Annotated in this window: 19 protein-coding genes, 2 tRNA genes and 1 pseudogene; 11 read left to right on the forward strand and 11 right to left on the reverse strand. The window is 69.9% G+C overall.

Annotated elements, in window-relative coordinates; genetic code table 11:
- Positions 1–219: 219 nt before the first annotated feature.
- A complete protein-coding gene (gene tig, locus ACZ5WC_RS24515) occupies positions 220–1,629 on the reverse strand; it encodes a trigger factor (RefSeq protein ID WP_468542806.1) in 1,410 nt (469 codons plus the stop codon).
- Positions 1,630–1,779: 150 nt separating this feature from the next.
- Positions 1,780–1,856, reverse strand: a tRNA-Pro gene (locus ACZ5WC_RS24520).
- A gap of 165 nt (positions 1,857–2,021) precedes the next feature.
- Here ACZ5WC_RS24520 and ACZ5WC_RS24525 point away from each other — a divergent pair.
- A tRNA-Gly gene (locus ACZ5WC_RS24525) sits at positions 2,022–2,095 on the forward strand.
- A gap of 61 nt (positions 2,096–2,156) precedes the next feature.
- Here ACZ5WC_RS24525 and ACZ5WC_RS24530 read toward each other — a convergent pair.
- On the reverse strand, positions 2,157–2,351 hold the full coding sequence (locus ACZ5WC_RS24530) for a hypothetical protein (protein ID WP_468542807.1): 195 nt from the start codon (positions 2,349–2,351) through the stop codon (positions 2,157–2,159).
- Between the two features lie 430 nt (positions 2,352–2,781).
- Between ACZ5WC_RS24530 and ACZ5WC_RS24535 the strand changes: the two genes are divergently transcribed.
- Positions 2,782–3,933 (forward strand): acyltransferase family protein, encoded by a 1,152-nt coding sequence (locus tag ACZ5WC_RS24535; protein WP_468542808.1) that lies wholly within the window; start codon positions 2,782–2,784, stop codon positions 3,931–3,933.
- 46 nt (positions 3,934–3,979) lie between these two features.
- Here the strand turns inward: ACZ5WC_RS24535 and ACZ5WC_RS24540 are convergent, their stop codons facing one another.
- Positions 3,980–4,480 carry an HD domain-containing protein gene (locus ACZ5WC_RS24540; protein WP_468542809.1) on the reverse strand — a complete coding sequence of 167 codons (501 nt, stop codon included), beginning with the start codon at positions 4,478–4,480 and terminating at the stop codon, positions 3,980–3,982.
- 283 nt (positions 4,481–4,763) lie between these two features.
- Between ACZ5WC_RS24540 and ACZ5WC_RS24545 the strand changes: the two genes are divergently transcribed.
- Positions 4,764–5,948 (forward strand): cation:proton antiporter, encoded by a 1,185-nt coding sequence (locus ACZ5WC_RS24545; RefSeq protein ID WP_468542810.1) that lies wholly within the window; start codon positions 4,764–4,766, stop codon positions 5,946–5,948.
- Between the two features lie 114 nt (positions 5,949–6,062).
- Here ACZ5WC_RS24545 and ACZ5WC_RS24550 read toward each other — a convergent pair whose 3' ends face one another.
- The 3 genes from ACZ5WC_RS24550 to ACZ5WC_RS24560 form a co-directional block, all read right to left on the reverse strand.
- A complete protein-coding gene (locus tag ACZ5WC_RS24550; protein WP_468542811.1) occupies positions 6,063–7,208 on the reverse strand; it encodes a SpoIIE family protein phosphatase in 1,146 nt (381 codons plus the stop codon).
- A gap of 107 nt (positions 7,209–7,315) precedes the next feature.
- Positions 7,316–8,149, reverse strand: a complete 834-nt coding sequence (locus tag ACZ5WC_RS24555; protein ID WP_468542812.1) for an Fpg/Nei family DNA glycosylase — start codon at positions 8,147–8,149, stop codon at positions 7,316–7,318.
- Positions 8,150–8,231: 82 nt separating this feature from the next.
- Positions 8,232–8,720, reverse strand: a complete 489-nt coding sequence (locus ACZ5WC_RS24560) for a ribose-5-phosphate isomerase (protein WP_096631727.1) — start codon at positions 8,718–8,720, stop codon at positions 8,232–8,234.
- Positions 8,721–8,970: 250 nt separating this feature from the next.
- On the opposite strand from ACZ5WC_RS24560, the pseudogene ACZ5WC_RS24565 reads away from it, so the two are divergent.
- Positions 8,971–9,582, forward strand: a pseudogene (locus ACZ5WC_RS24565) (amino acid permease); the annotation flags it as partial.
- 102 nt (positions 9,583–9,684) lie between these two features.
- Here the strand turns inward: ACZ5WC_RS24565 and ACZ5WC_RS24570 are convergent.
- The gene (locus ACZ5WC_RS24570) at positions 9,685–10,278 is read right to left on the reverse strand and encodes a biotin transporter BioY (protein ID WP_468542813.1); all 594 of its coding nucleotides are present in this window, start codon (positions 10,276–10,278) and stop codon (positions 9,685–9,687) included.
- Positions 10,279–10,540: 262 nt separating this feature from the next.
- On the opposite strand from ACZ5WC_RS24570, the gene ACZ5WC_RS24575 reads away from it, so the two are divergent.
- From ACZ5WC_RS24575 to ACZ5WC_RS24600, 6 genes are all read left to right on the forward strand, one after another.
- Positions 10,541–12,097 carry an amino acid permease gene (locus ACZ5WC_RS24575; RefSeq protein ID WP_468542814.1) on the forward strand — a complete coding sequence of 519 codons (1,557 nt, stop codon included), beginning with the start codon at positions 10,541–10,543 and terminating at the stop codon, positions 12,095–12,097.
- Between the two features lie 135 nt (positions 12,098–12,232).
- On the forward strand, positions 12,233–13,741 hold the full coding sequence (locus tag ACZ5WC_RS24580) for an amino acid permease (protein WP_468542815.1): 1,509 nt from the start codon (positions 12,233–12,235) through the stop codon (positions 13,739–13,741).
- 342 nt (positions 13,742–14,083) lie between these two features.
- The gene (locus ACZ5WC_RS24585; protein WP_468542816.1) at positions 14,084–14,725 is read left to right on the forward strand and encodes a superoxide dismutase; all 642 of its coding nucleotides are present in this window, start codon (positions 14,084–14,086) and stop codon (positions 14,723–14,725) included.
- A gap of 189 nt (positions 14,726–14,914) precedes the next feature.
- Positions 14,915–15,262 carry a metalloregulator ArsR/SmtB family transcription factor gene (locus tag ACZ5WC_RS24590; protein WP_468542817.1) on the forward strand — a complete coding sequence of 116 codons (348 nt, stop codon included), beginning with the start codon at positions 14,915–14,917 and terminating at the stop codon, positions 15,260–15,262.
- Complete coding sequence (locus ACZ5WC_RS24595; RefSeq protein ID WP_468542818.1) at positions 15,259–16,002, forward strand: DUF2071 domain-containing protein; 744 nt, start codon at positions 15,259–15,261, stop codon at positions 16,000–16,002. Before ACZ5WC_RS24590 ends, ACZ5WC_RS24595 begins: the two co-directional genes overlap by 4 nt.
- Positions 16,003–16,046: 44 nt before the next feature.
- Complete coding sequence (locus tag ACZ5WC_RS24600) at positions 16,047–16,706, forward strand: CatB-related O-acetyltransferase (protein ID WP_468542819.1); 660 nt, start codon at positions 16,047–16,049, stop codon at positions 16,704–16,706.
- A gap of 60 nt (positions 16,707–16,766) precedes the next feature.
- On the opposite strand, the gene ACZ5WC_RS24605 is transcribed toward ACZ5WC_RS24600, so the two are convergent.
- From ACZ5WC_RS24605 to ACZ5WC_RS24615, 3 genes are all read right to left on the reverse strand, one after another.
- On the reverse strand, positions 16,767–16,868 hold the full coding sequence (locus tag ACZ5WC_RS24605) for an eCIS core domain-containing protein (RefSeq protein WP_468542820.1): 102 nt from the start codon (positions 16,866–16,868) through the stop codon (positions 16,767–16,769).
- A gap of 476 nt (positions 16,869–17,344) precedes the next feature.
- Complete coding sequence (locus ACZ5WC_RS24610) at positions 17,345–17,689, reverse strand: VOC family protein (RefSeq protein WP_468542821.1); 345 nt, start codon at positions 17,687–17,689, stop codon at positions 17,345–17,347.
- A gap of 145 nt (positions 17,690–17,834) precedes the next feature.
- Complete coding sequence (locus ACZ5WC_RS24615; protein ID WP_468542822.1) at positions 17,835–18,485, reverse strand: mycothiol-dependent nitroreductase Rv2466c family protein; 651 nt, start codon at positions 18,483–18,485, stop codon at positions 17,835–17,837.
- Positions 18,486–18,651: 166 nt separating this feature from the next.
- On the opposite strand from ACZ5WC_RS24615, the gene pepN reads away from it, so the two are divergent.
- Positions 18,652–21,252, forward strand: a complete 2,601-nt coding sequence (gene pepN, locus ACZ5WC_RS24620) for an aminopeptidase N (RefSeq protein WP_468542823.1) — start codon at positions 18,652–18,654, stop codon at positions 21,250–21,252.
- The last annotated feature ends 160 nt before the right edge of the window (positions 21,253–21,412 follow it).

Below are 21,412 nucleotides of genomic sequence, written 5' to 3' on the forward strand. Positions count from 1 at the left end.
TCACTCCCCCACCCTTCCTTCATGGACCCTAACGCGCAGGTGGGACAACGCCATCCCGCTTCCCCAACTGTTCGCTGGGAGCGCAAGGTCCGCAGGGGGCACAAGGGTTCCGGGGCCGCACAGCGATACGGCGGGATGTGACGGGTTGCCACGGGGATACGGCGACGGGCCCCGGACGCGTGGTGCGTCCGGGGCCCGTCGTGCCGATCAGGGCGAGGCTCAGGCCTCGTTCTTCTCCTCGGCCTTGTCCTCCGCCTTGTCCTCGGTGGCGGCCTCGGTGGCGGCCTCGGCCGTCTCCGTGGTCTCGGCGGCCTCGTCCTCGTCCTCAAGGTCGACGATCTCACCGTTGGTGTCGACGACCTTGGCGGCCTCGACGACGACGGCGAGCGCCTTGCCGCGGGCGACCTCGCCGACGAGCATCGGCACCTGGCCACCCTCGACGACGGCCTGGGCGAACTGGTCGGGGCTCATGCCGGAGGACTGCGCGCGCCGCATGAGGTGCTCGGTGAGCTCCTCCTGGTTGACGTTCAGCTTCTCCTTGTTGACGAGCTCGTCCAGGATGAACTGGGTCTTGATGCCCTTGATGGCCTGCTCGGAGGTCTCGTTCTCGAACTCCTCCAGGGTCTTGCCCTGGATCTCCAGGTACTTCTCCAGGTCGAGACCCATCTGACCGAGCTGGTGGTGCTCCAGGTTGTGCTTGCGGGTCTGGACCTCGTCCGCGAGCAGCTTCTCCGGGATCGGGACCTCGGCGAGCTTCAGCAGCTCTTCCAGGACGCGCTCCTGGGCCTGGGTGGCCTGGTCGTACTGCTTGGTGGTCTCCAGGCGCTTGCGGCTGTCGGCCTTCAGCTCCTCCAGCGTGTCGAACTCGCTGGCCATCTGGGCGAAGTCGTCGTCCAGCTCGGGGAGCTCACGGGCGGCGACGGCGGTGACCTTGACGGTGACCTCGGCGTCCTTGCCCTCGGCGGAGCCGCCCTTCAGCTGCGAGGTGAAGGTGGCCTCGCCGCCGGCCTCCAGGCCGGTCACGGCCTCGTCGATGCCGTCGAGGAGCTCGCCGGAACCGATGGTGTACGAGACACCGGCGGCCACGCCGTCCTCCAGGACCTCACCGTCGACCTTGGCCTCCAGGTCGATCGTGACGACGTCGCCGTCGGCGGCGGCGCGCTCGACCGGGTTGGTGGAGGCGAAGCGCTCGCGCAGCTGCTCCACGGCCTTCTCGACCTCTTCGTCGGTGACCTCAAGGGCGTCGACGGTGACCTCGATGCCGGAGTAGTCCGGGATCTCGATCTCGGGGCGTACGTCAACCTCGGCGGTGAAGGCCAGCAGCTCGCCGTCCTTCAGCTCGGTGATGTCGACCTCGGGCTGGCCGAGGACGTTCAGCTCACCCTCGTTGACCGCCTCGGTGTAGAACTTCGGGAGGGCGTCGTTGACGGCCTCCTCCAGCACCGCACCGCGGCCGAACCGCTGGTCGATGACCCGGGCGGGGATCTTGCCCTTGCGGAAGCCCTTCACCGTGACCTGCTGGTTGATCTTCTTGTACGCCGCGTCGAGGCTGTCCTTGAGCTCCTCGAAGGGCACCTCGATGCTGAGCCGAACCCGAGTCGGGTTCAGGGTCTCCACGGCGCTCTTCACGGTTCGGTCTCCTTGGTGGCTGACTTCTTGGGGTTCTGCTGGGCCGCCGATTGGCGGCTTCGCGGACCGAGCCCGGTACATCAGACACACGGGCACGCATTTTGCATAGTAACGGCAAGGGGGAGCTCTCCCACAATGCGATCTTGCTGGTGGTCGGGGTGGCCGGATTCGAACCGACGACCTTCCGCTCCCAAAGCGGACGCGCTACCAAGCTGCGCCACACCCCGTCGGTGCGACACGTAGGGTACATGCACGGGAGCAGCGCATCCGCCGCTTCGCGAAGCGGTCGGGGGTCCGGTCCGGCGGCCGCCGATACGGGTGTGCGGGCACCGCCGCCGACCCGCTACGATGCTCTTCGTGCCGCGGTCCACCGGACCTGCGGTGCGATGCTTGCGGGCGTAGCTCAATGGTAGAGCCCTAGTCTTCCAAACTAGCTACGCGGGTTCGATTCCCGTCGCCCGCTCCACGCAGTCGAGGGCCGGGCCGGAGGATGATCCTCCGGCCCGGCCCTCGCGCGTTGCGGCGATTCAGAAGCTGATCTGGTTGATGGTGTCGGCTATCGAGTTCATGAACCTGTTGATCGACGGGGCCATGCCGGTCGAGGCCAGGAAGAAGCCGAAGAGCACGGCGACGATCGCGGGGCCGGGCTTGATCGAGCCCCCGCGGATCATTACCACCAGGATGACCGCGAACAGCAGCACCATAGACAGTGAAATAGCCACGTCTGATCACACCCTCGGTCGGTCCGCCTTGCCGGCCCGGAAGCGTGCACCAGAGCGCGCCCCGTCGCTTCCATCGTGCCACCAACTCCCCCCTGGTTGCTGCCGGGTGACGGAACGGAGTGACCGGATCTCGCCATCCCCGCCACCGGGCCGGGTCGGCTCCCGCCTGTGTGCCCGCTGTGAATTCCGGGCGGCCGGATATTCGTGACGGCGATCGTTCCCGTATCCCCACACTTCGTTCACAGGAAATTACAAGGTACGCATGCGGCGTAATTCACTCCACCAACGCCCTGCCGATATGCCCTATTTGAGCGGGACCAAGCGCGCCATAACGGACAGCGTTCGACGGTTTCACATTCGAATAGAGGGGAACACGCGATATCTCCTCGCAGTTTTACGCGAGGCAATCGACCGGTCTAAAGTCCCTGAGATGTTCCAAGCTCCGAGCGTATTTCAGAGGGCCCCGCTCCCCCCGGCGACCCGGGAGTCGGAGCCCAGACACGAGCAGGCACCCGCCACCACCGCCCCGCCCTCCGCACCCGCGCCTGCGGCGGCCCCCGCGGGGGCGAAGAAGCGTGATCCCTACTTCGACAACGTGAAGTATCTGGCCATCGTCCTCGTCGCGGTGGCGCACGCCTGGGAACCCGTGATGGACGGCAGCCGGGCGACCCGGGCGCTGTACATGATCGTGTACACGTTCCACATGCCGGCGTTCATCCTCATCTCCGGCTACTTCTCCCGCTCGTTCGACATGACGCCGAGCAAGGTGAAGCGGCTGATCGCCTCGGTCGTCGTGCCGTACGTGCTGTTCGAGACGGCGTATTCGCTCTTCAAGCGGTACGCGGGCGATTCGCCCGACATGGCGCTCAGTCTGACCGACCCGTTCTACCTGACCTGGTTCCTGGTCGCCCTGTTCGTCTGGCGGGTGACCACGCCGATCTGGCAGAGCCTGCGCCATCCGCTGCCGGTGGCCCTCGGTATCGCCGTGCTCGCCTCCGTATCCCCCGAGATCGGCAACGACCTCGACCTTCAGCGGGTGCTTCAGTTCCTCCCGTTCTTCGTCCTCGGCCTGCTGGCGAAGCCCGAGCACTTCCAGCTGGTGGGGCGGCGCGAGGTGCGGCTGCTGTCCGTGCCGCTGGTCGTGGGCGCGCTGCTGTTCGCGTACTGGATCGCCCCGCATATGCAGCTCGGGTGGCTCTACCGCGCCAACAGCGCCCAGGAGATGGGCGCCCCGTGGTGGTCCGGCGCCGTGATGACCCTGGCCATGTTCGGCTGCGGCCTGGTGCTGACGGTCGCCTTCCTGGCCTGGGTGCCCCGCCGGAACCTGTGGTTCACGGTCCTGGGCGCCGGAACGATCTGCGGCTATCTGCTGCACGGGTTCCTGATCAAGGGAGCCGAGTACGCGGGCCTGTTCGACCGCTACACCTGGCTCTCCGGTCCCGCCGGGCTGATCGTCGTCTCGGCCACCACCGCCGTGGCCGTGACGCTGATGTGTACGCCGCTGGTGACCCGGGTGCTGAAGTTCGCCACCGATCCGGATCTGGCGTGGGCGTTCCGCAGGACCCCCGCCGCGAAACGCTGACTCCCGGCCCCTCCTGATCCACCCGTCGGCCCCGGCCTCGGGTGGATCAGTGCGTTCCGGGGTTGGCCGGATTCTTTCGTTCTGCGGGGGAAGCCGCGTCATCCAGCCCCAACAAGCCCCGCACCTGCGCGTACTTCGCCGCCAGCCGGGACCGCGTCGCCGGATCCAGGACCGCGAGGCGGGCGGGGTCGCTGTTGTGGGCGAGGTCCGCCTCCTTGATGAGCAGGGCCCCGGGGGTGGCGAGAATCCGCCCGGCGTACGAGGACAGCTCCTCGCCCGGCCGTTTGCTCACCGCCAGGACCAGGCCCTTCACCTCCTCGGGCAGGGCGGCCGCGGCCAGCCACTGCGGGGAGAGGACACCGTCCTCGATCGCGTCGTGCAGCCAGGCCGCGGCGATCTGCTCGTCGCTGCCGCCACGCACCCGCACACCTTCGGCCACCGCGGCCAGGTGCTCAGCGTAGGGACGGCCCGCCTTGTCGGTCTGCGCCGCATGCGCCGCGCGAGCGATGGCCTCCACCTCGGAGAGGGGCAGATCGGGGTCGGTCATGGGCCGACTCTACGACCACGAAGGGCCCTGCGGCCGGGTCCGCGACCGGGCCCCCGAGCGGGCCCGCATCCCACCTTTCGCCGCGCGCCCGGAAGTTGACGATCCGACCCAACTCGACCAGACAGACAAAAGCTGACAATCAGACCGCTCCACAGTTGCAGAGTAAATCGTTCGGTAAACTAATTACTGATGGTTTATTGACGCCCCCTTAACGCATCCTTGACACCCTCTTGACCCAGCCCGAAGGGACAGGCTCATCGGACACGCAGACACCCTCCTCGCCATGGGCGGCGCCTTCCTGGCCGCCGCCGTTCTCGCCCGCCTCGGCAGCCGTATCGGGCTGCCGACGATCCCCCTGTTCATCCTGGCCGGGATCCTCCTCGGCCCGCACACCCCCGGTTACACGCTCCTCTCCGACCCGCACGACCTGGAGATGCTCTCCGCGCTGGGGCTCGTCCTCCTGCTCTTCTACCTGGGGCTTGAGTTCCACATGGACGACCTCAGGACGGGCGGCCGGAAGATGGCCGTCGCGGGCGGGACGTATCTCGCCCTGAACGTCGGCGCCGGTCTCGCCTTCGGCCTCGCACTGGGCTGGGGCACCTCCGAGGCCCTCGTCCTCGCCGGTGTCCTCGGCATCTCCTCCTCGGCGATCGTCACCAAGATCCTGGTGGACCTGGGGCGCATCGGGAATCCGGAGACCCGGCCGATCCTCGGCATCATCGTCGTCGAGGACGTCTTCCTCGCCCTGTATCTGGCGGCGCTCCAGCCGATCCTGTCCGGTGCCGACAGCCTCTCCGCCGCGCTGGCCGACGGCGGCAAGGCCTTCGGCTTCCTGCTGCTGCTCGCGCTCGCCGCCCGGTTCGGGACGAAGATCATCGGCAAGCTCATGAACACCGAGGACGACGAACTGCTCGTCATCTCCTTCCTCGGCGCCGCGGTCTTCGTCGCGGGGGTCTCCGAGATGTTCGGGGTCGCCGACGCCATCGGTGCCTTCATGGTCGGTCTGATGCTCGGCTCGACCTCGGCCGGCGACCGCATCCTCAAGCTGGTCCACCCGCTGCGGGACGCGTTCGGCGCGATCTTCTTCTTCGCCTTCGGTCTCTCCATCGACCCGGGCGACCTGCCGAGCGTGCTGTGGCCGGTGCTGGCTGCCGTGGCGCTGACGCTCGCCATGAACGTCGGGGCCGGTCTGGCGGCCGCCAGGGTGTACTCCTTCGGCGCGCAGGCCACGGCGAACATCGCCACCACCCTGGTGGCCCGGGGTGAGTTCGCGCTGATCCTCGCCACGATGGCGGCTGCCGCCGGACTGGACGAGCGGCTCTCGCCGTTCATCGCCGGTTACGTCCTCCTGCTCGCCGTCCTCGCGCCGCTGGCCGCCGGACGCTCGCACTGGCTGGCCCGCGTCCTTCCGGGCGACCGCGAGAAGGACGGGGACCGGGACCGGGAGCAGGTACCGGCGCCGGTCTGAGACCGCCATCGGGTACCGAGCGGAAGCGGTTCGTACGGAATGCGTACGGAAGCGGAGAGGCGCCCGGCAGCCGAGGAGACCTTCGGGTGAGGGGCGCCTCTTCGTTGACGTACGTCAGGCCCGGCGCGAGATCAGCAGCAGCGCCCGGTCGTCGTTGACGTCCTTGGCGCAGGCCTCGATCAGATGCCAGGCCGCGCCCTCGAAGCCGGTCGGCACATAGCGGTTGGCCTCGCCCGTGAGCCGGTCGATGCCCTCGGAGATGTCCCGGTCGGACGCCTCCACCAGGCCGTCCGTGAAGAGCATCAGCACGTCCCCCGGCGCGAGCGAGCCCTTGACCGCGTCGAACTCGGCCCCGTCGTAGACCCCGAGCAGGGGGCCCTCCCCGGACTTCTCCTCCCACCGGCCGCTGCCCGCGTGGAGCTGAAGGGCGGGCGGATGACCGGCCGAGAAGATCTCGTAGTCCCCGGAGTCCAGGTCCAGCACCAGGTGGATCGAGGTGGCGAAGCCCTCGTCCCAGTCCTGGCGCAGCAGATAGCCGTTGGCCGCGGACAGGAAGTCGTGCGGCGGCAGCGAGCCGAGCAGCCCGCCGAAGGCGCCCGACAGCAGCAGGGCCCGGGAGCCCGCGTCCATGCCCTTGCCGGAGACGTCGGTGAGGACGACCTCCAGGGTGCGACCGCCGTGGGTGCGGGCCGCGACAACGAAGTCCCCCGAGAACGACTGGCCGCCGGCGGGGCGCAGCGCCATCTCGCGGTGCCAGCCCTGGGGCAGCCGGGGAAGGGCGCTCTGGACCCGGATGCGTTCGCGCAGGTCGAAGAGCATCGTGCCGCCGCGCCGCCAGGGCACCCCGACGCGGGCCCGGAACTGGGCGAGGACCAGGCCGAAGAACCCGCAGGCGGCGACCACGAGCACGGTGCCGGGGGTGACCCGGGCCGGACCCTCCGCGTACGGGCCCAGCGTGAGCGCCTCCACGATGAGGGCGGCCGCGGCCGTCGCGTACAGGCCCAGCAGGCTGGCCGGGCGCAGCAGCAGTCCGCCCGCCACGATGGGCAGGACCAGGGCGGTCGGGGCGACCCACACGGGGCTCACGACGGTGGCGAAGGTGATGGCGGGGATCGTCAGCAGCAGGCCGACCAGGGCGATCCAGTCGGAGCCGTCGCCGCGGAAGTAGTCGACCCCGGATTTGCGCAGCCCGATGCGGGCCCGGTGCAGCGTTCTGCGCCACCGGGCCCAGAAGTCGTCTGTTCCTCCGCTACGGGCCACTGCCGGGACCCTATCCACCCGGACGCCTCCGGTGCAGGGGACCCCGGTGACAATGCGCTCGAAACGGCGTCGGCGGTGTGCGTCTCCCGGCCTTCCTCGGTGCGCTTTCAGCCTTTTCCGCCGCTCGTCGGGCCCGGGAGCTGGCATCCGGGGCACCAGAAGAGGTTGCGGGCGGACAGGTCCGCCGTGCGGATCTCCGTACCGCAGATGTGGCAGGGCAGGTTCGCCCGGCGGTAGACGTAGACCTCGCCGCCGTGGTCGTCGACGCGAGGCGGGCGGCCCATCGCCTCGGGGAGGTGCTCGGGGCGGACGGTGTCGATCCGGTTGTTCCGTACGCCCTCGTGCATCAGCTCCACCAGGTCGGCCCAGATCGCGTCCCAGGCCGCGCGGGTGAGGTCCTTGCCCGCTCGGTACGGGTCGATGCCGTGGCGGAAGAGGACCTCGGCGCGGTAGACGTTGCCGACGCCCGCGATGACCTTCTGGTCCATCAGGAGGGCGGCGACGGTGGTCCGGCTGCGGGAGATCCGCCGCCAGGCGCGTTCGCCGTCCTCGTCGCCGCGCAGCGGGTCCGGACCGAGGCGCTCGTGTATCGCGCGCTTCTCCGGCTCGGTGATCAGGGCGCAGGTGGTGGGCCCGCGCAGATCGGCATGGTGGTCGGCGTTGACCAGGCGGAGGCGGACCGTGTCGGTGGGCGGCGGGGCGGGGGCCGTGCCGAAGCCGAGCTTGCCGAAGAGGCCGAGGTGGATGTGGACCCAGCCGGTGCCGCCGAAGCCGAGGAAGAGGTGCTTGCCGTGGGCGTCGGTGGTGGTGAGGGTGTGCCCGTCGAGCAGGGCCGCACTGTCGGAGAACTTGCCCTGCGGACTGCTCACCCGGACCGGGGCGCCCACGAACCGTTCGGCGTGGTCCTGGGCGAGGCGGTGGATCGTGTGTCCCTCGGGCACGGTGTGGCTCCTGTGGCAGGCGGGCGGTGACATGGCCGTGCCGCCGGGTCCGGGACCCGGCGGCACGGGAAGGTGTGGTGGATCAGCCCTGCTGCGGGTGGTGGGCCGGGATCGGGGGGAGCTCGCCGGTGGTCTCGTACGCCGAGAGCATCTCGATGCGGCGCGTGTGGCGCTCCTCGTTCGAGTACGGCGTGGAGAGGAAGATCTCGACGAACTTCGTCGACTCCTCGACGGTGTGCATCCGGCCGCCGATCGCGATGACGTTGGCGTTGTTGTGCTCACGGCCGAGGGCGGCGGTCTGCTCGCTCCAGGCCAGTGCGGCACGGACGCCCTTGACCTTGTTGGCGGCGATCTGCTCGCCGTTGCCGGAGCCGCCGATCACGATGCCGAGGCTGTCCGGGTCGGCGGCCGTCTTCTCGGCGGCACGCAGGCAGAACGGCGGGTAGTCGTCCTGGGCGTCGTAGATGTGGGGGCCGCAGTCGACGGCCTCGTGCCCGTGGGCACCGAGCCACTCGACGAGGTGGTTCTTGAGTTCGTAACCGGCATGGTCGGATCCGAGGTACACGCGCATGGTGCGAAGTGTGGCACGAACGCCGCAAGGTGGCCGCCAGCGGGGTGGGGGCCTGTCCCGTCGCAGGAATGGGCCCAGCCTCCCCATTCGATGTGATAAACGCCACTTGGGTAATGGCCAGGCGACTGATCCGAAAGAGGGGGTTCCGTATCCGTCTTCCCCCGGGCTTGAACGCGTGGCCTCGCCCTCCGCCCCACACCTCGCGGAGCGGGCCACACCCGCATGCACGAAATCGTGAGGAATCCCCCCAATGACGTCGCAGACGCCGGCGGAGCCGGGCCACGAGCCCGGTGAGCCGGACCGGCCGGACCCGTCGGGCGGACTTCAGGCAGGCCTGAAGAACCGCCGCCTCTCGATGATCGCGATCGGCGGTGTGATCGGCGCCGGGCTCTTCGTGGGCTCCAGTGCGGGCATCGCGGCCGCGGGGCCGGCGATCCTGCTGTCGTACGCGATGGTCGGCGCCAGGGTCGTCCTCGTCATGCGGATGCTCGGCGAGATGGCCGCCGCCCGGCCGGGCTCCGGCTCCTTCTCCGCCTACGCCTACGCCTACGCCTACGCCGATCAGGCTCTGGGCCGTTGGGCCGGTTTCTCCATCGGCTGGCTGTACTGGTTCTTCTGGGTGGTGGTGCTCGCCGTCGAGGCGACCGCCGGTGCGAAGATCCTGGAGAGCCGGGTCCCGGGCGTGCCGCAGTGGACGTGGGCGCTGATCGTGATGGCCGTGCTGACCGCCACCAACCTGGTCCCGGTGGGCGGTTACGGCGAGTTCGAGTTCTGGTTCGCCGGGATCAAGGTCGTGGCGATCGGCGCGTTCGTGGTCATCGGCTTCCTCGCGGTCTTCGGGTTGCTGCCCGGTTCGGACAACCCCTGGCCGTAGGCGTCGACGTGTACGAAGAAAGGCCCGCCGGTCCGGTTCTCCCGGAGCGGCGGGCCTCTCTTCGGTGGCCCTTCGAGTGGCCCTACGGCGTCAGCCTCGGCGGCCGAGGAGCTTCCAGGCGGCGGGCAGGGCACCCATCGCCAGGGCCGCCTTGAGCGCGTCGCCGATCAGGAACGGGGTGAGCCCGGCCGCGACGGCGGCGCTCAGGGACATACCGGTGGCGAGCGCCAGGTAGGGCACGCCGACGGCGTAGATGATCGCGGACCCGATCACCATCGTGCCCGCCGTGCGGAGCATCGAGCGGTCGCCGCCGCGCCGGGCGAGGGCGCCGACGACGGTGGCGGCGAGCAGCATCCCGAGGATGTAGCCGAGGGACGGCATCGCGTAGCCCGAGGTGCCCTCGGCGAACCACGGCATGCCGGCCATACCGACGAGCGCGTACACCGCGAGGGAGAGGAAGCCGCGGCGGGCGCCGAGCGCGGTGCCGATGAGCAGTGCGGCGAAGGTCTGGCCGGTGACCGGGACCGGGGAGCCGGGGACCGGGACGGCGATCTGGGCCGCGATGCCGGTCAGGGCGGCGCCGCCCAGGACGAGGGCCGCGTCCACGGCGTAGCGGTGCCGGACGGCGGGCAGCAGGTCGGCGAGGACCGCTCCGGAACGGACGGGGGCGGCAGCAGTGCTCATCGGGACTCCGCGGGTGAGGGCAAGGAGGTGGGGCGGGACTGGTGGAGACGTTAGCCCAGGGGTGAACGCTCGATCACCATCAGCCGCCCACAAAGCGGTGGTTGACGGGTTGGTGGGGTTCACACAAAGGCCGCCGCGCAATCGCCTGCGGGCGTGACGCTCGTCACTGAGGTGAGGCGGCAGGTGGCCCGTTTTGCTGGGAAGGGCATCGCGGCCCCAGACTGTAGGTTCCCCATAAATGACCCGAGAGTGACCCGCACCCATGCACGAGGCTCCCCCCGCCACCCCCGCCGCCCCTCCGGAGCCCCTGGCGCCCACTGTCGCGTCAAAGCCCCCGGTGCCCGCCGAGCCGCTCGCCCACGGGCTGAAGCAGCGCCACCTCACGATGCTCGGGCTCGGCGGGGTGATCGGGGCCGGGCTGTTCGTGGGCTCGGGCGCCGGGATCGCGGTGGCGGGGCCCGCGATCGTCGTCTCGTATCTGATCGCGGGGGCGCTCGCGATGCTGGTGATGCGGATGCTGGGCGAGATGTCCGCGGCGATGCCCGCATCCGGCTCCTTCTCCGTGCATGCCGAGCGGGCTCTCGGGCGGTGGGCCGGGTTCAGCGTCGGCTGGCTGTACTGGTTCCTGCTGGTGGTGGTCCTCGCCGTGGAGGCGACGGCGGCCGCGCAGATCGCCCACGGGTGGGTCCCGGCGGTCGAACCGTGGGCGTGGGTGCTGCTGTTCATGGTGGTCTTCACCGCGGCGAACCTGACGGCGGTGAAGAACTTCGGGGAGTTCGAGTTCTGGTTCGCCTCCTTGAAGGTCGGCGCGATCGTGGTCTTCCTGGTGCTCGGGCTGCTGGCGGTCTTCGGGCTGCTCCCGGACACCGAACCGGTCGGGATGGCCAACCTGACCGGGCAGGGCGGCTTTCTGCCGAACGGCTGGAGCGGGGTGGTCGCCGGGGTGCTGACCGTGGTCTTCGCCTTCGGCGGCCTGGAGGTCGTCACCATCGCCGCCGCCGAAACGAACGATCCGGCGCGTGCGGTGGGGCGGGCGGTGCGCAGCGCGGTGGTGCGCATCCTCTTCTTCTACGTGGGTTCGATGCTGGTCATCGTGGCCGTGCTGCCGTGGACCGCGCAGCAGGCCGGACTGAGCCCGTACGTGAAGGTGCTGGACACGATCGGGGTGCCGTCGGCCGGTCAGATCATGAACATCGTGGTGTTCGTGGCACTGCTCTCCGCGCTGAACGCCAACCTGTACGGCTCGTCGCGGATGGTGTTCTCGCTGGCGGAGCGCGGGGAGGCGCCGCGCGGTCTGCTGAAGGTGTCGGGCAGCGGGCTCTCCGGCAGCGGGAAGGGCGGCGGGGTGCCCCGGCGGGCGGTGCTGGCTTCGGTGGCCTTCGGCTTCGTCTCCGTACTGCTGAATCTGCTGTGGCCGGACACGGTCTTCCTGTACATGCTCAACTCGGTCGGCGCGGTGCTGCTGTTCGTGTGGGCGCTGATCGCCCTTTCGCAGTTGCGGCTGCGGGAGCGGCTGGAGCGGGAGGCCCCGGAGGCGCTGTCCCTGCGGATGTGGTGCTTCCCGTATCTGACCTGGCTGACGCTGGCCGGCCTGTTCGGTGTCCTGCTGCTGATGCTGACCGACGCTGCGGCGCGCCCGCAGGTGCTGTGGTCGGCGGGGGCGACGGCGCTGGTGCTGCTGGTGGCAGTGGGGCGTCAGCGACGGGAGCGGCGGGAGATCAAGGGATCGGCCGATGCTGATGCCGATGCTGGAGCTGGTGCCGGAGTTGCTGGCGGAGTTGATGGCGGAGTTGATGGCGATGCTGATGCTCAAGCGTGAGTGCTGATCGGTAAGCGAGTGTGCACCTTGTGTGAACCTCGTGACCGCATAGCGGACACCCGTTCCCTGTGAGCGGTACGGATGCTCAGACTGTGGGCTCGTCCCCTTGTCTCGGCTACCGAACAGAGCTCGTCCATGTCCCGGACCTCCGCCTCTCCCCCCACCGCTGACTCCGCAGCCCCCGCCACGGCGGCGCCGACGGCAGACTCCGCGCTCACCCACGGTCTCAAGCAGCGGCACCTCTCGATGATCGCCCTGGGAGGGGTGATCGGCGCCGGTCTCTTCGTCGGATCGGGCGCCGGAATCGCCGCCGCCGGTCCCTCGATCATCATCGCGTACGCCATCTCCGGCCTGCTCGTCATGATGGTGATGCGCATGCTCGGCGAGATGTCCGCCGCGAACCCGGCCTCCGGCTCCTTCTCGGTGCACGCCGAACGGGCGATCGGCCCGTGGGCCGGATTCACCGCCGGGTGGTCCTTCTGGTTCCTCCTCTGCGTCGCCGTCGGCCTGGAGGGCATCGGCGCGGCGCAGATCGTCAGCGGCTGGCTGCCGGGGACGCCGGAGTGGGCGTGGGTCGCCCTGTTCATGGTGATCTTCCTCGGGACGAACCTGGCCGCGGTGAAGAACTTCGGCGAGTTCGAGTTCTGGTTCGCCGCGCTGAAGGTCATCGCGATCACACTGTTCCTGGTGCTCGGCCTGCTGGCGATCCTCGGCGTACTGCCCGACACGGACGCGCCCGGCCTGTCGAACCTCACCGGTGACGGCGGCTTCCTGCCGAAGGGCATGGACGGCTTCATCATCGGACTCCTCGCCTCCGTCTTCGCGTACGGCGGTCTGGAGACCGTCACCATCGCCGCCGCCGAGTCGGAGAACCCGGTGCAGGGCGTCGCGAAGGCGGTCCGTACGGCGATGTGGCGCATCGCGGTCTTCTACATCGGCTCCATGGCCGTCATCGTCACGCTGGTGCCCTGGGACGACCCGAAGGTCGCGAAGGTCGGCCCGTTCTACGCGATGCTCGACCACCTCGGCGTCGGCAGTGCCGCGCAGATCATGAACGTGGTCATCCTCATCGCCCTGCTCTCCGCGATGAACGCCAACATCTACGGCGCTTCGCGCATGGCCCGGTCGCTGGTCGCCCGGGGCCAGGGTCCGGTCGCGCTCGGGAAGATCTCGAACGGGGTGCCGCGCAACGCGGTGCTGTTCTCCTCGGTCTTCGGGTTCCTGTGCGTGCTGCTCAGCTACTGGCGGCCGGACGACGTCTTCCCCTGGCTGCTGAACATGATCGGCGCGGTGATCCTGGTGGTGTGGATCTTCATCGCCGTCTCCCAGCTGATCCTGCGCAGCCGGACCGAGCGGGAGGCCCCGGAGAAGCTGGTCGTGCGGATGTGGTTCTTCCCCATCGGCACGATCGTCGCCCTGGTGGCCATGGTGGGCATCTTCCTGCTGATGCTGCGCCAGCCGGACACCCGCGACCAGCTGCTCGCCACGGGGGCCCTGACCGTGGGGCTGATCGGCATCGGGCTGGTACGCCAGCGGCGACGGGACAGCGACGGCGACGGCGACGGCGACAGCGACAGCGACAGCCAGACCGGGGACGGCGGCAGCGGGGACAAGGTCGCCGAGGTCCCCGCCCAGCGGCGGTAGGACTCCGCCGCGCACGACTGCGGTGGCGCCGGGCTCCGGCCTCCGGCTCGTACACGTACGTACGGGGCGGGGGCGGAGCCCGGCGTTCCGCGTTCCGGGAAGGGGCGGCTCCCCCCGGCCGGCCGCGGCCCCGGCCGGCCGGTGGCCCGCGCCGCCGCGGCCGCTGAGGCCGGGCACCACCACCGCCAGGGTCTCGCCGTCCGGCCCGCGGGTTCCACGGGGCGACCGGAGTACTAGGCCGAAGGACTGATCACGTTCGAACCCTCCTGCTGTTAGCCTGCTTCTGCACATAGATTGCAATAACAACTGGACGGCATTCCCAGCAGTCGGAGGGTTCGAACCATGGCCACGTACACGCTCCCGGAACTCCCGTACGACTACGCGGCGCTCGAACCGGCCATCAACCCGCAGATCATCGAGCTCCACCACGACAAGCACCACGCCGCTTACGTCAAGGGCGCGAACGACACCCTGGAGCAGCTGGAAGAGGCCCGCGACAAGGAGGCCTGGGGCGCCATCAACGGCCTCCAGAAGAACCTCGCGTTCCACCTCTCCGGCCACATCCTGCACTCGATCTACTGGCACAACATGACCGGCGACGGCGGCGGCGAGCCCCTCGCGGCGGACGGCGTGGGTGACCTCGCCGACGCGATCACCGAGTCCCTCGGCTCCTTCGCGGGCTTCAAGGCCCAGCTCACGAAGGCCTCGGCCACCACGCAGGGCTCCGGCTGGGGCGTGCTCGCGTACGAGCCCCTCAGCGGCAAGCTCATCGTCGAGCAGGTCTACGACCACCAGGGCAACGTCGGCCAGGGCTCGGTCCCGATCCTCGTCTTCGACGCCTGGGAGCACGCCTTCTACCTTCAGTACAAGAACCAGAAGGTGGACTTCATCGAGGCGATGTGGCAGGTCGTCAACTGGCAGGACGTGGCGAAGCGTTACGCCGCCGCCAAGGAGCGCGCGGACGCACTGCTGCTCGCCCCCTGATTCCGGCACCAGCCTCCGCCCCGGCGGACAGCGCGTCCTGCCTCGTGATCGTCTTCTCAACCTTCACTTCGGCAGGCGGATGAACGGACAGCCCCCGCGAGGACGTGACTCGCGGGGGCTTTCCCATGCCCGAGAAGAACATCTCCACCTGCACTGTTAGCCATTTAGCTCATATGCTAAACATGACGCATGGAACCACCCGCCGACCCGGCCGACGACGAGGCGAGCGCCTTCCGCGCCCTCGCCGACCCCACCCGCCGCCAGATCCTGGAGGACCTGCGCGGCGGTGAGCTGGCCGCCGGGGAGATCGCGAGCCGGTTCTCGATCAGCGCTCCGTCCATCTCCCGACATCTGGGCGTGCTCAAGGGCGCCGGGCTCGTCACCGAGCGCCGGGACGCCAACCGCATCCTCTACTCGCTCGCCGAGGAGCGTCTCGCCATGTGCGTGGGGCGGTTCCTGAGCGCCGTGTGCCCCGAACAGATCGTGCTCCGCCACACGAAGTGGCACTCCTCCTCCCCAGAGGGCGATGCCTCATGATCCGGTCGCCTCTCCTCAGCGTCATCGAGCGCCGCCTCCTGGTGAACTACCGGGTCGACCCGCATATCGCCGCCGCTCTGCTGCCCGCGCCACTGCGCCCCCAACTGGTGCGCGGCCAGGCGGTGGCGGGGATCTGCCTGCTGCGGATCGGCGGCGTCCGTCCCGGCTGGGCCCCGGCCGTGACCGGGCTGAGCAGCGAGAACGCGGCGCACCGGATCGCCGTCGAGTGGGACGGCCCCGACGGTGTCGAGCACGGCGTCTACATCCCGCGCCGCGACACCGCCTCCCGCCTCAACGCCTTCGCGGGTGGCCGGATCTACCCGGGTGAGCACGGGCACGCTGACTTCACCGTGCACGAGGAGGCCGACGCGGTGCGGGTGGCGTTCGCGACCCGGGACGGCGCGGTGGAGGTCGACGCGACGGTGGAGAGCGCCGAGGAACTGCACGGCAGCGAGCTGTTCGCGGACCTGGCGGAGGCCTCGGAGTTCTTCCGCCTCGGCAGCCGGGGCCTCTCCCCCCGCGCCGCGGGCGACCACCTGGACGTCCTCGAACTGTCCACGGACGCCTGGAAGGTGACGGCGGGCCGCCCCCGCACCGTGCGCTCCACGTTCTTCGAGGACCGGGACCGCTTCCCGCCGGGCAGCGCGGTGCTGGACAGTGCGCTGGTGATGCGGGGCGTGGCGGCGGAGTGGTCGCAGGGGGAACCATTCCTGGTGGAGTGCGGGGGACGGCCCGGGTGACACGATGGTCTTCGCCCCCCGTCCACGAGCCCGGAAGCCTGTCCATGAGCCTCGGTCCCACCCCCGTCCCGGCCGACCCCACCGTGCTGCACCCGATGCCCGGCCAGCCGCGCGTGGTGCAGTTGAAGCCGCTGGTGACCTCGCCGCTGGTGGAGGTCGGTGACTACTCGTACTACGACGACCCCGAGCACGCCACGGAGTTCGAGAGCCGGAACGTGCTCTACCACTACGGGCCGGAGCGCCTGGTGATCGGCAAGTTCTGCGCCCTGGGAACGGGCGTGCGGTTCATCATGAACGGCGCCAACCACCGTATGGACGGCCCGTCCACCTTCCCGTTCCCCACCCTCGGCGGCTCCTGGGCCGACCACTTCGACCTGCTGACGGGCCTGCCCAACCGGGGCGACACGGTCATCGGCAACGACGTCTGGCTCGGCTACGAGGCGGTCGTCATGCCGGGCGTCCGCATCGGACACGGCGCGATCATCAGCTCCCGCTCGGTGGTCGTCTCGGACGTCCCGGACTACGGCGTCGTCGGCGGCAACCCCGCGCGGCTGATCCGTACCCGGTACGAGGAGGCGGACATCGCGCGGCTGTTGGCAGTTGCCTGGTGGGACTGGCCCGCCGATCACCTCACACGCCACATCCGTACGGTGATGTCCGGGACGGTCGACGAGCTGGAAGCGGCGGCTCCGGGGGCGAGGTGAAGGCCCAATGACGCAGCCCGTGCCCTCGCCGCCGGTCAGGCCGTGGCAGCTGGCTGCCGGTCAGGCGAGGGTGCGCTTGTCCCGCCCGCCGTCCGTGAGGACCACATGGCCGCCCGAGGTGTAGGCCCGCGCCCCGATCTCGGCGGCGGACCCCTGCGCCACGGGGGCCGCGTGACGTGCGTCAACGCCGCGTCGCCCAGGGTCCGCTGGAGATCGTGCAGCGCCCCCGGGAGGCCGGACGAGGGCCTGTCCTGGCCCTGCCCCGTCCGCCGGGAACGCACCGCGCGGCGCGCGGAGCCGCCCCATCGGCCGATCTGTCACGTGCGGGCACCTGCATGACGGAGCCTCTCGGGACGTGCGGCAGGACGTGCTCCTGGATATCGCCGAGCGAGCGCCTCCACGCGAAAGGCAGTCCGGACATCACCGGGGAAAAGCCCGCCCCCCCCCAGGGGATGTCCCGGCAGTGAACACCGCCGCGCGGAAGCCTCGGAGAGGCCAGCGGGTGGAGTGGGGCCGCGCGGGGCCGTGGGCCGTGCCCGCCGCCGTAGAACGTGCGGATGACCGCTGCTACCAGTCGGTCAGTTCAATCGGGCAGCTCCCGGCGACCCACGCCTTGCCGAGTGATCCGCGCCCGGCCGTCAGTGCTCCCCTCCCGCGACGCAGAACTCGTTCCCCTCGGGGTCCTGGAGGATCGTCCAGGTCATCCCCTGCATGCTCTGCTCACCGACGACGCTCGCGCCCAGCTTCACCAGGCGCTCCACGTCAGCCGTACGGTCGGTGGACGTGAAGTCGATGTGGACCCGGTTCTTGACGGCCTTGGGCTCGGGCACCCGCTGGAAGCCGATCACCAGCGGGGTCGCCGACAGGACCACGAAATCGTCGTAGTCCTTCGTTTCCTTCACGTCCAGCGCCTTCGCCCACCAGGCGGCCAGCGTCTGGGGGTCTGCGCAGTCGATCGTGATCATCTCCGGTGTCATTCCCATGTCCTTCACCGTACGACCCACCACTGACAACGGGCCGGGACCACACACGTTCCCGGCCCGCACGGTCCCGCCGGAAGACCCGTCGAAGACCCGCCGGAAGACCCGTCGAAGGTCCATCGGAAAGCAGTCGGGAAGCAGCCGACGGTCAGTCGAAGATCGGGCCCTGCGTCCGGGTCCGCTTGATCTCGTAGAAGCCCGGGATGGAGGCCACCAGCAGCGTGCCGTCCCAGAGCTTCGCCGCTTCCTCCCCCTTGGGGGCGGGAGTGACGACCGGGCCGAAGAAGGCGACCTGCTCGCCGTCCGCGCCGGGCACCGCGATGACCGGGGTGCCGACCTCCTGGCCCACCTTGTCGATGCCCTCCTTGTGGGAGGCCCGCAGCTCGGTGTCGTACGCGTCGGAGTCGGCGTAGTCGGCCAGCTCGGCGGGGAGGCCGACGTCCTTGAGGGCGGCGGCCACGGCCTCGGGGGTGGGGCCCTCACCGTTGTTGTGGAAGCGGGTGCCGAGCGCGGTGTAGAGGGGGCCCACGACCTCGTCGCCGTGCTTCTGGCGGGCGGCGACGACGACCCGGACCGGGCCCCAGGCCTTGTTCTGCAGGAGGTCGCGGTACTCCTCGGGAAGCTCGTCCAGCTTGTCCTCGTTCAGGACGGCCAGGCTCATCACGTGCCAGCGGACCTCGACATCGCGGACCTTCTCCACTTCCAGCATCCAGCGCGAGGTCATCCACGCCCAGGGGCACAGCGGATCGAACCAGAAGTCGACCGGGGTCTTGCCGTTCGCCGGGGTGTTCTCAGGCATGTCTCTCCTCAGAAGGACGTGTTACAGCTCACAGGGGCATGTTGCAGCTGCGGGCGAGAACGCCTCCTCGTGGCCCACTCATTCCCTGTATGCCACCGCCAGGGGACGCATGCAAGGATCAATGGGTTCGAACACGACACATGACGCGCGTCACGAAGGAGTGCCCGTGCCCGGTGAAAACCTGTCCCGCGACGAGGCCCAGAAGAGGGCCGAGCTGCTGACCGTCGACGGATACGAGGTCGCTCTCGACCTGCGGTCCGCCGTCGGCGAGCCCGAGGGGGCCGACGGGGGCGACGGGGACGGCGGTCCGCGGACGTTCCGGTCGCTGACCACCATCCGGTTCCGCTCCGCGCGTGCGGGCGCATCGACCTTCGCCGACCTGGTGGCCCCGGCCGTGGACGCGGTGACGCTGAACGGGAAGGCGCTCGACCCCGCCCTCGTGTTCGACGGGGCGCGGGTCACGCTGGACGAGCTCCTGGAGGGCGAGAACGTCCTCGTGGTCGACGCCCGCTGCGCGTACAGCCGGACCGGCGAGGGCCTGCACCGCTTCGTCGACCCGGAGGACGGTGAGGTCTACCTCTACACGCAGTACGAGCCGGCCGACGCCCGCCGCGTCTTCGCCAACTTCGAACAGCCGGACCTCAAGGCCCCCTACCGCTTCCAGGTGACCGCTCCCGAGGGCTGGCGGGTCTGGTCCAACGGGGCCGAGGAGTTCCACGAGGGCGACGTGTGGCGGTTCGCGGAGACCCAGCCGATCTCCACGTACATCACGGCCGTCGTCGCCGGGCCGTACCACTGGGTGACCGACCACTACACCCGTACGTTCGACGACGGCTCCACGCTGGAGATCCCGCTCGGCGCGATGTGCCGCAAGGGCCTCGCCAAGCACTTCGACGCGGACGACATCTTCCTGATCACCAAGCAGGGCCTGGACTTCTTCCACGACAACTTCGACTTCCCCTACCCCTTCGGGAAGTACGACCAGGCGTTCGTGCCCGAGTACAACCTCGGGGCCATGGAGAACCCGGGGATGGTCACCTTCCGCGAGGAGTACGTCTTCCGCGGCAAGGTCACCTCGGCCGCCTACGAGCGGCGCGCCAACGTCATCCTGCACGAGATGGCGCACATGTGGTTCGGCGACCTGGTCACCATGGAGTGGTGGGACGACCTGTGGCTGAAGGAGTCGTTCGCGGACTTCATGGGCTCCTTCTCGATGGTCGAGGCGACGCGCTTCACCAACGGCTGGATCACCTTCGCCAACAACCGCAAGGCCTGGGCCTACCGCGCCGACCAGTTGCCCTCCACCCACCCCATCACGGCCGACATCCGTGACCTGGAGGACGCCAAGCTGAACTTCGACGGCATCACGTACGCCAAGGGCGCCTCCGTGCTCAAGCAGCTCGTGGCGTACGTGGGCCGCGACGCGTTCCTCGAAGGCGCGCGGCGCTACTTCAAGCAGCACGCCTACGGCAACACGCGCCTGGGCGACCTGCTCTCCGTGCTCGCCGAGACCTCCGGGCGCGACATGAGCGCCTGGTCGCGCTCCTGGCTCCAGACCGCGGGCGTCAACGTGCTGACCCCGGTGCTCACGTACGGCGCGGACGGAACGCTGACCGAGCTGGCCGTCGTCCAGGAGGCCACCGCCGCACACCCGGAGCTGCGCCCGCACCGGGTCGCGGTCGGACTGTACCGGCGTACGCCGGAGGGCGAGCTGACGCGCTACGCGCGGGCCGAGGTGGACGTGGCCGGCGAGCGGACCGTGGTGGACGACCTCGCCGGGTCGGAGCGGCCCGATCTGGTCCTGGTCAACGACGACGACCTCACGTACTGCAAGGTCCGCTTCGACGCGGGTTCGCTGGCCGTCCTGCGCGATCACCTGGGCGGGATCACCGACCCGCTGGCCCGCGCCCTGTGCTGGTCGGCCCTGTGGAACCTGACCCGGGACGCCCTCATGCCGGCCCGGGACTTCGTCGCGCTGGTGCTGGCGCACGCCGGGCGAGAGAGCGACATCGGCGTGCTCCAGATGCTGCACACCTGGGCTCAGTCCGCACTGGTCCACTACGCCGCCCCGGCCTGGCGCGAGGAGGGCGGCCGGGCGCTGGCCGAGGGTGCGCTGCGTGAGCTGCGGCTCGCCGAGCCGGGCAGCCAGCACCAGCTGACCTGGGCCCGCTTCTTCGCGGCGGTCGCCTCGTCCGACGAGGACTTCCAGCTGCTGGGCGGGCTGCTGGACGGCACGGCCCGGGTGGACGGTCTCGATGTCGACCAGGAGCTGCGGTGGTCGTTCCTGTCCCCGCTCGCCTCGCACGGGGTGGCGAACGAGGCGGCCATCGACGCCGAACTGGCCCGCGACGACACGGCTTCCGGCAAGCGCCACCACGTACGGTGCCTGGCCTCGCGCCCCTCGGAAGCGGTGAAGGCCCAGGCGTGGGCGGCGGTCGTGGAGTCGGACAAGCTGTCCAACGCGCTGGTCGAGGCGACGATCGCGGGCTTCCAGCAGCCCTCGCAGCGGGAGCTGCTGGCTCCGTACGCGAACCGCTACTTCGAGGTGATCGAGCGGATCTGGGCGGAACGGTCCATTCAGATCGGCATGCACGTGGTGCGGGGGATGTTCCCCGGTCTCCAGGACAGCCCGGGGACGCTCGCGGCGACGGACGCCTGGCTGAGCGAGCACGAGAACGCGGCTCCGGCGCTGCGGCGGCTGGTGCTGGAGTCCCGGGACGATCTCGCGCGGGCGCTGCGCGGCCAGGAGTGCGACCGGGCGGCGTAGGGCCGGAGTGAGAGGGGGCGCCCGGCCAGGGCGTGTGCGCGGCGCGAAGGCGGCGCTCGCACATCCGGCCGGGCGCCCTTCCCCGCATCCCGGCGCGACAGCCCTCTTCGGGTGTCGAACGTCTGCACTTTAGGACGGTGTTGTCCGGGTACGTCGACGG

The sequence above is a fragment of the Streptomyces sp. NPDC033165 genome, from assembly GCF_055577965.1.

Excerpts from the sequence above, each read along its gene's own strand:
- ACZ5WC_RS24595 (WP_468542818.1), top strand. The coding sequence starts at position 15,259 with ATGATCCGGTCGCCTCTCCTCAGCGTCATCGAGCGCCGCCTCCTGGTG.
- ACZ5WC_RS24580 (WP_468542815.1), top strand. The coding sequence starts at position 12,233 with ATGTCCCGGACCTCCGCCTCTCCCCCCACCGCTGACTCCGCAGCCCCC.
- ACZ5WC_RS24590 (WP_468542817.1), top strand. The coding sequence starts at position 14,915 with ATGGAACCACCCGCCGACCCGGCCGACGACGAGGCGAGCGCCTTCCGC.
- ACZ5WC_RS24570 (WP_468542813.1), bottom strand. The coding sequence starts at position 10,278 with ATGAGCACTGCTGCCGCCCCCGTCCGTTCCGGAGCGGTCCTCGCCGAC.
- ACZ5WC_RS24575 (WP_468542814.1), top strand. The coding sequence starts at position 10,541 with ATGCACGAGGCTCCCCCCGCCACCCCCGCCGCCCCTCCGGAGCCCCTG.
- ACZ5WC_RS24610 (WP_468542821.1), bottom strand. The coding sequence starts at position 17,689 with ATGGGAATGACACCGGAGATGATCACGATCGACTGCGCAGACCCCCAG.
- ACZ5WC_RS24585 (WP_468542816.1), top strand. The coding sequence starts at position 14,084 with ATGGCCACGTACACGCTCCCGGAACTCCCGTACGACTACGCGGCGCTC.
- ACZ5WC_RS24545 (WP_468542810.1), top strand. The coding sequence starts at position 4,764 with ATGGGCGGCGCCTTCCTGGCCGCCGCCGTTCTCGCCCGCCTCGGCAGC.
- ACZ5WC_RS24615 (WP_468542822.1), bottom strand. The coding sequence starts at position 18,485 with ATGCCTGAGAACACCCCGGCGAACGGCAAGACCCCGGTCGACTTCTGG.
- ACZ5WC_RS24535 (WP_468542808.1), top strand. The coding sequence starts at position 2,782 with ATGTTCCAAGCTCCGAGCGTATTTCAGAGGGCCCCGCTCCCCCCGGCG.
- ACZ5WC_RS24600 (WP_468542819.1), top strand. The coding sequence starts at position 16,047 with ATGAGCCTCGGTCCCACCCCCGTCCCGGCCGACCCCACCGTGCTGCAC.
- ACZ5WC_RS24540 (WP_468542809.1), bottom strand. The coding sequence starts at position 4,480 with ATGACCGACCCCGATCTGCCCCTCTCCGAGGTGGAGGCCATCGCTCGC.
- ACZ5WC_RS24560 (WP_096631727.1), bottom strand. The coding sequence starts at position 8,720 with ATGCGCGTGTACCTCGGATCCGACCATGCCGGTTACGAACTCAAGAAC.